Origin of the sequence: Pedobacter westerhofensis, assembly GCF_900182595.1 — a bacterium.
In the GTDB taxonomy this organism is placed as follows: Bacteria; Bacteroidota; Bacteroidia; order Sphingobacteriales; family Sphingobacteriaceae; genus Pedobacter; species Pedobacter westerhofensis.
The window spans coordinates 371,786-386,088 of the sequence record NZ_FXTN01000006.1 but is presented as its reverse complement, the minus strand read 5'-3'; the positions used below and the strand labels follow the sequence as shown (position 1 = coordinate 386,088).

The 14,303-nt window shown below is 44.8% G+C and carries 8 protein-coding genes; 2 read left to right on the top strand and 6 right to left on the bottom strand.

What is annotated here, in order from left to right:
* Positions 1–187 (top strand): hypothetical protein (locus FN831_RS27715; RefSeq protein ID WP_185960479.1); only part of this gene is annotated, 187 nt, incomplete at its 5' end.
* Between the two features lie 275 nt (positions 188–462).
* On the opposite strand, the gene FN831_RS14160 is transcribed toward FN831_RS27715, so the two are convergent.
* From FN831_RS14160 to FN831_RS14140, 5 genes are all read right to left on the bottom strand, one after another.
* Positions 463–2,790: a Tex family protein gene (locus tag FN831_RS14160; protein WP_142528826.1), complete on the bottom strand. Its 2,328-nt coding sequence runs from the start codon at positions 2,788–2,790 to the stop codon at positions 463–465.
* Between the two features lie 77 nt (positions 2,791–2,867).
* A complete protein-coding gene (locus FN831_RS14155; protein ID WP_142528825.1) occupies positions 2,868–3,854 on the bottom strand; it encodes a pyruvate dehydrogenase complex E1 component subunit beta in 987 nt (328 codons plus the stop codon).
* 128 nt (positions 3,855–3,982) lie between these two features.
* The gene (locus FN831_RS14150) at positions 3,983–6,955 is read right to left on the bottom strand and encodes a PD-(D/E)XK nuclease family protein (RefSeq protein ID WP_142528824.1); all 2,973 of its coding nucleotides are present in this window, start codon (positions 6,953–6,955) and stop codon (positions 3,983–3,985) included.
* Positions 6,956–6,958: 3 nt separating this feature from the next.
* Positions 6,959–10,189 (bottom strand): UvrD-helicase domain-containing protein, encoded by a 3,231-nt coding sequence (locus tag FN831_RS14145; RefSeq protein ID WP_142528823.1) that lies wholly within the window; start codon positions 10,187–10,189, stop codon positions 6,959–6,961.
* A gap of 7 nt (positions 10,190–10,196) precedes the next feature.
* Entirely contained in the window at positions 10,197–11,972 is a 1,776-nt protein-coding gene (locus FN831_RS14140) for a glycoside hydrolase family 3 protein (protein WP_142528822.1), read from the bottom strand.
* Between the two features lie 279 nt (positions 11,973–12,251).
* Between FN831_RS14140 and FN831_RS14135 the strand changes: the two genes are divergently transcribed.
* A complete protein-coding gene (locus FN831_RS14135) occupies positions 12,252–12,863 on the top strand; it encodes a porin family protein (RefSeq protein WP_142528821.1) in 612 nt (203 codons plus the stop codon).
* A gap of 84 nt (positions 12,864–12,947) precedes the next feature.
* On the opposite strand, the gene FN831_RS14130 is transcribed toward FN831_RS14135, so the two are convergent.
* Complete coding sequence (locus FN831_RS14130) at positions 12,948–14,258, bottom strand: carbohydrate porin (RefSeq protein WP_185960478.1); 1,311 nt, start codon at positions 14,256–14,258, stop codon at positions 12,948–12,950.
* Between the last annotated feature and the right edge of the window lie 45 nt (positions 14,259–14,303).

Below are 14,303 nucleotides of genomic sequence, written 5' to 3'. Positions count from 1 at the left end.
CAGAAATATTTCTTATCCGGAGCTTCGTTTGCTTTTGTTCGGACTTTGTTTTGCCCAGGACCACTCCGGAAGTACTCCAACTGTACCAGCAGAGCACCAAAACCAGGGTCAGCGTGCTGTGCGGGTGCTGTTGTGGTGCAGTTGTGGTGCAGTTGTCCAAAGCAAACACCGAACAAAGAACGATTAAAGGTCAGACTGTCTTATACTGGTTTGCATTAAAAGGCTGTCTGAATTTACATAGATCGCTCTTTCACTATCCAGGATACAGGATAACATGGTTACCTCTTGCTCTGTAAAACAGAAAGGCATGTAGCGTAATCCCTGACGGTCATCTTTGGAGGTCACAAATTGTGACTTGAGATCATCACAAAAAAGCCCCTGCGATAGACTGCCCCCAAAAAGTTAAACACTATTGGGGGGCAGTCTATCGCAGGGGCTTTTGAATAGAAATTACCGGAGTTACTATTTAAACTTATTTTTCAGCGCGGCAAGTTTCAGCTGCAAATCACCTTCAGGTTCAGGTTTTTCGGCTCTCTGCGGCTTAGCAGCAACCTGACCCTTACCTGGAGCCGACTGAGGTCGGTTTTGAGGTTTAACAAAACCCTCCGGCTTTCTGAATCCACCAGCTCTCTCAGATTTGCCTGAACCTCCTTGTCCTGGTGCATTCTCGCTCTTCATAGACAGCGAAATCCGCTTGCGTACTACATCAATCTCTTTTACGGTAACTTCTACCCGCTGACTAACTTTCACCACGTCATTCGGGTTCGCAACAAACTTATCTGCCAGCTGACTGGTATGCACTAAACCATCCTGATGCACGCCGATATCAACAAAAGCACCAAAGTTGGTAATATTGGTCACGATACCGGATAACTTCATACCCACTTTGAGATCTGCAATCTCGTTTATACCTTCAGCAAAACTAAATGCTTCAAACTGCTCCCTTGGATCGCGTCCTGGTTTTGCAAGCTCAGCCATAATATCATTTAAGGTCGGTAAACCAACACTGTCACTTACATACTGTTGTAATTTAATCTGCTTTTGCAGCTGCACATCTTTCAGCAAATCATCTACAGAGTGTCCTAAATCTTTTGCCATCTGGTTCACCAGTGCATAACGCTCAGGGTGAACACCACTTGCATCCAGCACATGCGCCGCGTCCCTGATCCTAAGGAAACCCGCGGCCTGTTCATAAGCTTTCCCTCCCAGTCTTGGAACCTTCTTTAAACTCTCGCGGTTTTTAAATGCGCCATGTTCATTTCTATAAGCAACAATGTTCTGTGCAAGCTGAGGGCCCAGTCCGGAAACATAGGCCAATACTTGTTTTGACGCTGTATTCAGCTCTACCCCTACGGCATTTACGCAACTCATTACCGTATCATCCAGCGATGCCTGTAGTTTCGTCTGATCCACATCATGCTGATATTGACCTACCCCGATAGATTTAGGATCGATCTTCACCAGCTCCGCCAGCGGGTCCATCAGCCTGCGGCCAATAGATACAGCTCCTCTAACAGTAATATCCTGCGTAGGAAACTCCTCACGTGCTACTTCAGAAGCAGAATAGATAGAAGCGCCGTTTTCATTCACCATCACGATCAGCACTCCCGAAAGGCCAAGGCCGCGAGCAAAAACTTCGGTTTCCCTTCCAGCTGTTCCATTACCTATTGCAATGGCTTCAACCCCATGCTTAGCACACAACTTCTGGATGGTGTCTGCCGCATTCTTAATATTTCCCTGCCCGGTATGTGGATAGATCGTTGTATTTTCCAGTAATTTACCCTGCCTGTCCAGGCAAACCACCTTACATCCCGTACGAAATCCCGGATCAATAGCCAATACATTCTTTTGTCCCATTGGAGCAGCCAGTAACAACTGTCTTGCATTTTCTGCGAACACACGTATAGCTTCTTCATCTGCTTTTTGTTTAGACAGCAGACGTAGCTCTGTTTCCATCGATGGGCCCAGCAATCTTTTATAGCTGTCATGTACAGCAAGCTCTACCTGTTTTGAAGAGTCGTTATTGCCCAGGATAAAGTGTTTTTCGAGGATAGCGATTGCCCCTTCTGCTTCGGGAACAGCTTCCAGTTTAAGGATGCCTTCATTTTCGCCGCGCCTCATTGCAAGAATACGGTGCGAAGGAGAAGATTTCACCGGCTCTTCCCAGTCAAAATAATCCTTATATTTTATTCCTTCTTCCTCTTTTCCTTTGATCACGGCAGACTTGATCAGGGCTTTTTGCTGAAAATACTTGCGCATATCTGTTCTCAGCTCAGCATTTTCACTGATCAGCTCTGCGATGATATCTCTTGCTCCTGCCAGTGCATCCTCAAAAGAAGAAACTCCCAGCTCTGTATTCAGGTATTTTGCGGCTTCATCCTCCAAACTCAATCTTCCCTGTGCAAAAATCGCCAGGGCTAAAGGCTCCAAACCTTTCCGGCGCGCTTCAGAGGCACGGGTTTTCCTTTTAGGTTTATAAGGAAGATAAATATCCTCAAGAACAGTGATGTTCTCAGCGCCATTTACCTGCGCTTCCAGTTCCGGCGTAAGTTTCCCGAGGGTTTCTAAAGCCTTCAGAATCGCTTCGCGCCTTTTGTCCAGTTCTCTCAGCTGCTGGAAGCGGTCACGTACCGCAGCCACCTGAACTTCATCCAGGCTACCTGTCATTTCTTTACGGTAACGCGAAATAAATGGCACTGTTGCCCCTTCGTCCAGCAGCTCTATGGTGGCAATAACTTGTTTTTCTGCTACTGCTAATTCCGCAGCAATAATCTTTGAGTGACTACTCATATGAAAAAAATAGGTTTAAAATAAAAAATCCCGCAGGGTTTAACCAACGGGATTCTATATTCATTGTATTGAATAGCTTATTTTGTTACGTACATTACTTCTTTTACCGCTTTGATTACGCGTTCTGCGTTAGGTAAGCTGGCAGCGATCAATGTAGGAGCATATGGAAGCGGTACGTCAGCGCAAGTGATACGCAATACCGGAGCATCTAAATGATCAAAAGCATTTCTCTGTACATTGAAAGCAATCTCAGAAGAAATTGACGCCAATGGCCATGCTTCTTCCACGATCACCAAACGGTTAGTTTTTTTAACCGACTCAATGATGGTTGCATAGTCGATAGGACGTACAGTACGCAAATCGATTACTTCTGCGCTGATACCTTCTTTTGTCAATTCTTCAACTGCAGGGTTTACAACGCGGGTAAGCATTTTACCAAAAGTAACGATGGTTACATCAGTACCTTCTTTTACAACCCTTGCTTTTCCCAGTTCGATATAATATTCCTCTTCAGGAACTTCACCTTTGTCACCGTACATTACTTCAGATTCCATGAAGATAACCGGATCAGGATCGATAATTGATTGTTTTAATAATCCTTTTGCCTCATAAGGAGTAGAAGGAACTACAACTTTTAGACCAGGGCAGTTTGCATACCAGTTTTCAAAGTTTTGAGAGTGTTGTGCACCTAACTGACCAGCATTACCGGTAGGGCCACGGAATACAGCAGGAATAGAAAACTGGCCACCGCTCATAGATAAAATCTTAGCAGCACCGTTGATGATCTGATCGATAGCAACAAGGGAGAAGTTAAAAGTCATAAACTCTATGATTGGAACTAAACCGTTCATTGCAGCACCAATCCCGATTCCGGTAAAACCTAGCTCAGCAATGGGCGTATCTATGATACGTTTGTCGCCAAACTCATCAAGCATACCCTGACTTACCTTATATGCACCATTGTATTGCGCAACTTCTTCGCCCATCATAAAAACGTTTTCGTTCTTACGCATTTCTTCGCTCAAAGCTTCACGCAAAGCTTCTCTAAATTGAATCTCTCTCATTGTATATTCAAATGTTAACTGGCGCAAATATAACTATTGTAACTTAATAATAAAGTAGTGTTTTAAATACAATCCTTTCTGGCCCAAAATCACGGAAATATATCGACAAAGTGCCCTAAACAAGGATATTATTTGCCGCATAATGATAAATACGGACAATATTTGCAGTTATCGGCCTGAGTAGTGTGTATAAATGGAAGTTCAGGATTAAATAATTCTTCCAATTTTGACTTTAAAAGCACAATAAATTCTGCCTTCTGCCCTGCCAAATGTTCTACCTGCAGCCTTAGCCCTTTAGTAAATCCACCCGAGTAAAACAGTGTGCCTTCTTTTCTCATTTTCCTGATCAGATACAGATTTGGTTCCATACCTGTAATGCCTTTAGCCTGCTCATAAATATAGGTGTAGAAAAGCGTCTGTATCAGCGCTTTGTTCTGCTTTCCGCTATCCGCGTCAAAAAGATCGCTCAGCGAAGAATATGACAGTTCATCCCTGCCCGTTTTGTAATCCACTACTCTTGTAATGCCCTTTTTAAGATCTACCCTGTCAATAATTCCGTGCAGGGTTAAGGATCTCTCCATGCCATTTACGTCAATCTTAAAGTTGATCTGGTCTTTGCTTTCCAGGTCGAGTACCGAGAAGGGAGCCTCTGTTTCATCATAGTTCAGAATTACATTGGCATATTCTGCAACGATGGCCAGTACCACCTGCTGCATACCATTGTGATTTACCTGCTGATGCTCATTGTCGGCCATAATTTTCGCAAAAGCGATTTTCCCCAGCCTGTCCAGCTGCTTTCTGTGTTCCGCTATGCGTTCCCTGGTGATGTATGGCTCATCAGCTTTGAGTTCTTCGTAAAAACGCTCCATCACAAAGTGGAGCATGGAGCCGATATTATTGGCCTCCAGGTTTTCTGACAATTCCTTGGGCTCCTCAATTTTCGCGATGTACTTATAAAAAAACTGGACCGGGCAATTCATATAAGTAGTTAAAGCCGTTGCAGAAATTCTTAAGAAGGGGTCTTGCTGGTCGAGGTATTGATGTAAGCGAGTTAATATTTCTCCCTCCTTTTTAATATCAGTTTTGGTATGATGGCTCGTGGCAATGGTTTGCGACTGGTCAAAATATTTAAAGGTGTACCCGCTTTCAAATTCAAGCTGGCGTAAAAAGCGGCTGGGTTCGCCAGTGTTATTTTCATCGCCCTGCCCGTTGTAAACCAGGCTTACCTTACGTGAACGCTGCAATAAGCGGTAAAACATATAGGCAGAGATCGCGTCCTGATTTTCGATTACAGGCAGTCCGTATGCCCTGCGGATGCTATCGGGGATAAAACTCGGTGATACACTTACCTGCGGCAAAATTCCTTCGTTTACCCCCAGGATATACACATGGTCAAAATCCAGGCTCCTGCTTTCCAGCAGTCCCATTACCTGTACGCCTTCTAAAGGTTCGCCGCTAAGTGGGACGGCAATTCCCTGGATGGCTTTCTGCATCAGCGATAACACGAATGGCAGCGGGAGCTCATTCGTATACTCGGTTAAAGTGTCATGCAGCCTGTTTAATTCTTTGATAATAGCAATGAACAGGTCTGCCTCGGTTTGTTTGAGTGTTTTTTCAGCAATCTGCTGCCGCAGAATCAGCGTAAACACTTCCAGAAGTCCTGAAATTGCTGCCACGCCGGTATTTCTTCTTTTGAAGAATAATCCGGACAGCTCACCTGCCTCTTTCAGCACCTCCATCTCAATTTCCACAAAGATCCCATCAAGAATCTTTTTCTGAAGCTCATTCCGCAGCCCGGCCGGAAGGCCAACCAGCGGATGCGATAAAAAGGCCTCCACTTCGCGGTAATGGACCGTATCTTTTTTGCCCCCGGATAATTGCGACTGCACGCTGAGCCAGATATCGGCAAGTCCGAAAATCGATGTAGCCAGCAATGGATACCCCATAGTTACATTCAGATTTACAGCCTTTCTTTTTTCGTGTTCGGCAGTTGTTCCCTGTTCATTCCCCGGTATGAGTGAGTACTGATGATTGTTAACTGCTGATTCCGCATGATAACTCGTAGGGATGGTCTGCAAAACGGGCAGCAGCAAACTTTCGTCGGCAAGAATTAATGCAATTTTCCCGGCGTTATCTGCTGCATCAAGCATCGGATAATCCTCTTCCAGCTCCTGCTGCAGGATCTTAGCCTGTGCCGTTTGCCCCTGCGTTTTGTATACCCTGATCTCTTTCTGTACCGCTCTGATCAGATCGCGGCTTTCGCCAAGCGCATTGGGCAAGCCCAGTTTCTGGATATTTTTCCTGAGAAAGAGTCCCGCTTCCTGGGTCTCATCCTGCATGTAATAGTTGTCCGTATCAAAATAGAACAATGCTTTTTCATCCTGGCTCCAGCGTTTAAAGATCATCGCTTCGGCATTGCTCAGCGCATTAAAGCCTGCAAAAGCAAGCTTTCCTTTTGCAAATGCGTCTATAAAATCTGGTTTTTCTTCCTGTCCAAATGCCAGTTTACGATAAACATGGGCCATCGAGGTAAGTCCCTTTTCTTCCAGTGCTTCATGAAAGCCGTTGTACAGAGCCGGCATCCTGCGCCACATGCGGATAAACTGCTCCTGGTGGTTCTTCTGCTTTCCTAATGAAAAGGACGTCCAGAATTGCTCCAGAAAGGACTGTTGTTCCGGACTAAGGTGCTGAAAGTTCTTTTCAATAACTGCGATATCCTTCAGTTCTTCAAACAGCTGGCCGGCATTCACCAAGTCATTATCAATCTGGGCAAAATCACTGAGGATAATCCTGGCAATGGGGTAAAAAACATCAGGATTGATCGCTTTTGTACCTTCCTTCTTTAGCAATTCATTATACTGATGATAAAGTGTGAAGAACTGCGTAAAGCCATCTGCTACCTGCAGATCGGTAGACAAAGCAAAAAACTCCTGTATCGTAAAAAAGGAAGGGCTCCAGAATGGTTTACCTATGGTTTGTGCCAAATGGTTCTGCAGGTAAGCCACCGGTCTTTTATTGTTGAATACCACCGCAGCATGGTGCAGGTCTTTGCCCGTCCTCGCTACCAGATCCTCTGCAACTTCTTTTAAAAATGACACCATGTTTTAAACCAGTTTCAATTCGCCGCTATTGGCATAAAATAAATAAGTGCTCACCGACGGGTAGCCCATTTCCTGGAGCAGCGCCCGGTAGCCATGAACCTGTTTGATATGCGCAGGGCTTTCTTTCTGTGTAAATTTATAGTCGATCACCACCACTTCCGTATCGGATATCAAAACCTTGTCCGGGCGGTAGCTCTTGCCGTCGCGGTCGATAATACTTTTCTCATTTACTGTCTGGGTACTGCTGTTCAGTAAACGCTGCAGATCAGCATGGGATAAAACGGTGGTAGCCTGCTGCTGTAGGGAGCTGAGTTCCTCTTCCCTGAAATACCCTTCGTTGAGCATCTCAGCAAGCACATGATCTACCTCTTCAGGATCTGACGCACGCGCAAGTACCTCATGGAGTATACTTCCTTCCCTCCCAGGGGATACTGTACCAAGCATATCCAGTTCCCTTCTTTTGAGGTCGGTATTAAATACAGCTGTTAACCTGTCAGAAACAGGGTATTCTTTCAGATTGATCAGCTCTGGCTTGATGGTTTCTTCAGCCGTATCCTGTACCTTTTTAATCACTTCATCATCCTGAAAGAATCTTCCATCTTCAGAGATATCATCTTCCAGAACACGGATCAGCAGGTCGCCGATTGTACTGGTACCTTCGCTTTTCTTTCCAAGGGTACTGATATATAAGTATTCTTTGGTTCTGGTTGTAGCCACATAGAGCATATTCAATGCATCCATCTGGTTATAGAGCAATTCCTCATAATACGGGATCGCAACAGATGAAGCCCCCAGGTTGGAACTATATTTCAAAGGAATACGTCCAAGCTGGTGATAGGGTGTGTTTGCTGCAGGAACCCAGAAGATCGAGTTGATTTTCCCGTTAATATCCCAGTTACAAAAAGGGATCATCACCACTTTAAACGCAAGTCCTTTGGATTTATGTATCGTGATCACCTGCACAGCGTCGGTACTTTCTGATGAAGGCAAGGTCTTCCTGCTTCCTTCCTCATTCCAGTATTTCAGAAACGAAGTAATCCCTTTTTCTCCCTGCTTGCCGATATTCCCTGTAAGGTCTCTCAGTGCAAATAAATAGGGGAGATGGATTTCTGCGGTGTTCAAGCCGTAGGCCGCCATCAGTTTTTCGAGCAGTTCAGGCAGCGGCTGCTGCATCCAGCTTCGCCAATGCTGACAAAGATCAGGCGGAAGTACTTCCGTCAGTTCTTCAAGGGTTTTATTTTTCAGGTTAAAGAGGTCTACCGGATCCAGCACTCGGTTTTGCAGCTGTGCATATAAACTGATACAGTTTGCTTTATACAAAGCTGTATTCTCTGTCAGCCCGGCCATCACCTTCAAAGTATCGATCAGCAGAATTACGGCGAGATCATTTTCAATTAACAAGGCTTCGCCAGAGATTACGCTGATGTGGTTCTCCATCAGGGCATCCACTACAGCGATAGCCTCGGCATTGGAGCGTACCAAAACGCAGGCATCACCAGCGCGGTAGCGTTTTTCCTCAACCAGCAGCCGCTTCAGGGTTTCCACCATTTTGCGCAGCGCTTCGGACTTAAAGTCAGTGCTCTTTAGCGGGGCACCATCTGCATTAGTTTTCAGCACCTGGAAATCTATCGCTCCTCCTTCTGGTGTACGTGCGGTGGTCTTTTGTTCGGCCTCCGCATACACACTGGTCATGATCTGATCAAAGCCTTTTTCTTCCCACCAGGGCTGAAGTTCAGCAACTGAGGTTTGTGAGCTGATCGTATCATTGATATTTCGCTGCATTAACAGCGGCAGCGCTCTAAACAGGAAGTTATTGAACGAAATGATGTTCTTTGTACTCCTGTAATTCTCTTCAAGGCTCGCATCCGTTACATAGGTAACGCCGATATCCTGTTTTGCCTGCTGGTGGAGAATGTTCCAGTCGCCATTACGCCAGCGGTAAATCGACTGCTTTACATCACCTACAATCAGGTGGTCTATCAGTTTCCCATTGGCTTCTGCCATGGCATTTTTTAACAAAGGCTTAAAATTGCCCCATTGGTTGCTTGAGGTATCCTGAAATTCATCAAATAAGAAATGCCTGTAACGGCTGCCCGTTTTTTCCCAGATAAAGGCAGGATTGTCATCATCATCGCCGGTAATTCCTTTGAGCAGGTTTTGCGCATCGCTGATCAGCAGGTTGCCGCTTTCTTCACGGTATGCTTTCAGTAAGACCGCCATTTCCTGCATCAGGCGGAGGTAGTATAAATTTTTATTAAAAGCTTGGGCCAGAATATATTCTGGCAAGCGTTCAAGATAGCCGGTATTCAGTTCCCGGATGATGGGGTTCAGCGAGTCGTAGAGCGACATGTCTGAGCCTGGTTTAAACCATTCTTCGGGCTCATCAATCAATTTGTTAAGGCTATCCATTTTGCCCATTTCTCCGGCAGCGATTTTTTTAAGATTGTGCAGCGGAGATTTGGATTTTCCTTTTAACTGATCATGGTTTATGCCAGATGAATCAAACAGTTCAGTAGCCCTGGCAGACAGCTCGCTCACCATGTTTTCAAAAGAGCTGATATGTTTTTTGGTTTCCTTACCGTAGTTTTTGAATAATTCATTCAGATCATTATGCTGAACCAGGTCCTGTATGGCCGTATCAAAGGGCTGGTAACGTTCTTTAAAGATTTCTCCCGCAAGATCCGTCAGCTCCGTCCGGTAATTCCAGCTGATATTATTGCTGATCCGGTCCAGTGCCAGATCAATAATCCACTGCAGCAGGTTTGGGTTATGGTCCAGCTGCTGATCCAGCCGGTCGGCAAGATCATTTTTCACCTTCTCAAAATTCATTTCGAGGGCATAGCCCGAGTCAAGGCCCAGCTCAAAGGCAAAGCCCCGGATTACCTTCTGTACAAAACCATCAATTGTACTCACTGAAAAACGGCTGTAATCATGAAGGATCCTTTTATAGATCCGCTCAGATTTCTCCTGCAGCGTTTTTGGATTTAAATCAGGATGAGCCTTTAACACCAGCTCCCGGTAATCTTTTACGCCTTCGTTGCCGGTTGCAAAGCCCTTTAGCACCTCCATGATCCGCGATTTCATTTCTTCCGTTGCCTTATTTGTGAAAGTAACCGCCAGGATTTCCCTGTACTTGGTTTCTCCGGAAAGCAATAGCGTCAGATAATGGGCAGTAAGGCTGAATGTCTTACCTGATCCTGCAGAAGCCTGTAATATTTTAAGGGGCTGAAGCATTGCCGGGTTATAAACTGTTTACCAAAGTGATATTGATACCATCGCCATATTTAAAGGATGGGTTAACCGACACCGGCAGTTTACCAGTTGGGGCCAGCTGATTTTTAAATACCGAGGCGGCAGCTTTCTGCATAAAATCTTCCTTCTGATAAGCCACAAGAAGCGCTTTGCTTTTCTCTAAGCCAGGTATATTTGCCAGGTTATACGGATTGGCAAATAAGGCAAAAACTGCATTTTTATAGGCCATATTACTGATAAATGATTTTACGTCATCACTCAGCGGCATTCCATTGCCCGGACGGGCACGGCTATCATGAATACCAATGATCACCTGGTCTGAGGATACAAACGTACCGATCAGCTTTTTGATCATATTGATATCTGCATTGGCAGGAAGGTTGAGCAAGTCAGAATTTTTATAATATTTGTGGAGTTCCTCCTGGAAGGTTGTGGTAGGAATTGAACCAATACTCAGGATAATCGTATGCTGATCAGGAGATAAAGCTTTTATCGCACCAGAACCATTCAGCAGCGTCATGGATGCATCGGCAAGCTGCTGCAATAAGATTTTACTTTCCAGCCTGTTTACCCCTGCCTGTACATTGTGCACATCAACAGTATCCTTTTTATTTAATCCGGCCCAATATTTAGCCAGCAGGATTTTCTTCACACTTGTATCAATCCGGCCCATGCTGATCTTGTCCTCCCGTACGGCCTTACGAACCAGTTTCACTGCCCTTTTGCTGTTTTCTGAGAGTTCCAGGATATCATTGCCTGCGATGACGCCCATTACATCGGCTGTGCCATCCTTAAAGTTTTTTACTACTCCTTTCATTTCCATCGCGTCCGATACGATCAGTCCGCGGAAACCAAGTTCATCTTTCAGCACACCGGTAACAATCGGCTTTGATAAAGTAGAAGGCAAATTTGGTGTTTTATCCAGTGAAGGGATATTCATGTGCGCAACCATTACTCCAGCAGTTCCTTCCCTGATCAGTTCCCTGAAAGGGTACATCTCCAGGCTATCCAGACGTGCCTTTGTGAAGTTTAGCTGTGGCAGGTCGTAATGTGAATCCACATCGGTATCGCCATGGCCGGGGAAATGTTTAATGCTGACCAGCAAGCCGCCGTCCTGCATCCCGCGCACATAAGCCGCAGCTTTAGTGGCTACGTTATATTTATTTTCTCCGAATGACCGGTAATTGATAATAGGGTTTTTAGGGTTGTTATTGATATCTACATCCGGGCCAAGGTTCATCTGCATACCAATTCTTTTATAATCTTTCGCAATCTGTAAGCCCATCTGATAGATCAGGTCTGTGTTCTGAATGGCGCCCAGTGCCATCTGGTAAGGATAAGAGATCGTGCTGTCGAGGCGCATGCCTAAACCCCACTCTCCATCTGAAGCGATCAGCAAAGGTACTTTTGCCAGCGCCTGATATTTATTGGTCAGGATAGCCTGCCTGCCGGGACCGCCCTGAAAAAAGACCAGTCCGCCAATACGCTCTTTTTTGATCACCATCCCTACAGAATCTTCATAGGCTTTCCCCAGGTTGGTATGCGCACGTACAAAGAACAGCTGGGCTATTTTCTGCCGTCTTCTCATGGTGTGAAAAACAGAGTCTACCCATTGGTTGGGTTGGTCCAGCATCTGGATGTACGATTGGGTTGCAGACTGAACGTGTGGCGCCGGCGCAGATGGATCCTGCACATTTTGTGCTTTTACAGAATATACAGTTGAGCACAGCAGAATACCGGCGGCAAGTAATTGTCTTTTGATCATGAATGGTAGTGTATTTATACCAAAGTTAATCAAAATGACCAAAGGTGTGTCAGATGACCCGTTAATTCCGCTATTGCCATCAACAATTGTATCAAATTTGATACATAGATTTAGCAATATTTTTCTGCCCCAATTTAGTTATACCAGACGCAGACATGAGACACAAGAAGCTGATTATCAAATGATAATCTGCAATATTTAATTTCATAACGAAGCGATCTCATCAAACTGGCACATTTCTTTCAATGCCCTGTCAAACAAACACAAATATATACGACTATGAAAAAGATCTTTATTTTGGCTATAGGCCTATTTGTTGCAACTGCAGCAAGCGCACAGGATAGAATTAAATTTGGGATTAAAGCAGGATTAAACTATTCAGATATTATCAAAGGAGACGGTAACAACAATTTTGATACCGAAGCAAAACCAGGTTTCAATGCGGGTGTTACCGTAGAGATCCCATTAATTGCAGGCCTACAATTTACACCAGAGGTATTATATGCACAGAAAGGTTACAAAAACACTTACTCTTACGGAACATTCAAACAAACTACAAACTTTATCGATGTGCCGGTTTTATTCGCATTCAGGTTAGGAAGCAGCTTTAACATCGTAGCTGGTCCACAGGTATCTTTCCTGCTATCTACTAAAAACAAATTTGAGAATGGATTTGGCGGAGTAGAGGAAACACGCGTAGAAGATGATTCTGACAGGTTTAAGAAAAGCCTTGTTGCCGGTGTAATCGGTTTCAGGTATGATGTAAATGATAAATTTGATATCCACGCACGTTATGCACTGGATTTCCAAAAAAATAATGAGAACGGAACTGATTATACTCCAGAGTATAAAAATCAGGTGTATTCAGTTGGTGTAGGTATCAAATTCTAGTCAACATCTACTTAAGATACATTTCCAAATCCTTTGGAAAAACAGGCCCCGGCTTCTTTTATTAGAACCGGGGTTTTTTATGTGTTAGAACTCCACATGTGCTCTGAGCGCAAAGGCATTTACCGGGCCGCGGTCTTTATTGTAAGCTGGATGCAGCACAAACTGGTAGTCGGGCGACAAAAAGAATTTATGCTGGTATACATTGACCTTATAATATACTTCAGTTATCATTTCAGGGGCATAATTCAGTTTCCCGTCCCCGATAATAAAACCATATCCGCCATCGGCAAGATAATCGCGGTGATCTTTAGAAATCCCGTTCCCCACAAAGGCCAATCCTATTTCTGCGTCCTTCTGATTCCAGCTCCTGCCGTTGAGCACTGCACCAAAACTTAGTGAACGGTCTATTTCTGTGAAAGCCCAGGTTTCTGTTTTGCCGTCATTGTAACTTATTTTGGCAAACACCCCAAGATTACTATTCACATTTTGTTCGATGTTGAGCCCAAAACCATATTTATCGCGGCCATAAGCACGGGTTTCGGTTATATCAGGCGCCAGCGGATTTTGCGTGACCGCCAACCGGTAGCTTCCCATTTTTGCGGAATTGTTAAATCCTAACACGCGGATGGTTCCCTTCTGGTCGCTGATCGCATACCGTTTTTCGTATTCCAGTGTAAATGCATGTGCTTTACCGATCTTAGCATCCCAGATGGCTCCGTTTGCACTGTTGGTTACCATGGTTGTAGCCAGACGTAATGACCAGTCGGGTTGCCCCAGTTCAAATATAGCACCAAATACATAACCTCTGGTATTTGCCGGATAATCCCATGCACCATTGGCCATGAGCGACCAGTTCATGAACTGTGATCTTGCATCGTGACTAAATGCATTGTTATCAAAAAAATCATTCAGGCCAAATTTACCTGCAGTAATAGAGAAATATCTTTTTTTACGGTATCCGGCCAGCTGGTTTTGATCGTCAGCAAGGGTATCCACTTCGCTGCCCCAGCCAAAGGTTTGCACCAGGTAAGCTCTGGCGATGTAAATAGCCGGTTCCGGTGAGCCCACCCTGAAGGTTTCCCCATTGGTAAAGCCTGCGAGCCCCAGGGTTTGACTGAAGCCTTTTCCACCAGACATTTCAGGGTTAAAATACGCCTCGGCACCTTTCCAGAGTCGGGCACCGCCAAACAGAGTAGTTGTTAATGAAGTCGCTGTTTCGTGTACTGTAGACAGACTGTTATCGCCTGAATATTTTGCACTGAAACCCGGTTTGGTCTGCGTAATTACCGTTTGCTGGAAATGCAGGTTAAATCTTTTTTTGATCAGACTGTCAGTCTGTGCGTAACCTTTGCATATGGCCATTGTTGCGAAAGCCAGCAATACTATTTTTTTCATAACGAGCTTGTTCTGTTAACTGGCAGCAATTTACTGTATTACCCC

What these genes read in the sequence shown, in the direction of transcription:
- FN831_RS14160 (WP_142528826.1), bottom strand. Translation starts at nt 2,790, where the DNA reads ATGAGTAGTCACTCAAAGATTATTGCTGCGGAATTAGCAGTAGCAGAA.
- FN831_RS14145 (WP_142528823.1), bottom strand. Translation starts at nt 10,189, where the DNA reads ATGCTTCAGCCCCTTAAAATATTACAGGCTTCTGCAGGATCAGGTAAG.
- FN831_RS14150 (WP_142528824.1), bottom strand. Translation starts at nt 6,955, where the DNA reads ATGGTGTCATTTTTAAAAGAAGTTGCAGAGGATCTGGTAGCGAGGACG.
- FN831_RS14130 (WP_185960478.1), bottom strand. Translation starts at nt 14,258, where the DNA reads ATGAAAAAAATAGTATTGCTGGCTTTCGCAACAATGGCCATATGCAAA.
- FN831_RS14155 (WP_142528825.1), bottom strand. Translation starts at nt 3,854, where the DNA reads ATGAGAGAGATTCAATTTAGAGAAGCTTTGCGTGAAGCTTTGAGCGAA.
- FN831_RS14135 (WP_142528821.1), top strand. Translation starts at nt 12,252, where the DNA reads ATGAAAAAGATCTTTATTTTGGCTATAGGCCTATTTGTTGCAACTGCA.
- FN831_RS14140 (WP_142528822.1), bottom strand. Translation starts at nt 11,972, where the DNA reads ATGATCAAAAGACAATTACTTGCCGCCGGTATTCTGCTGTGCTCAACT.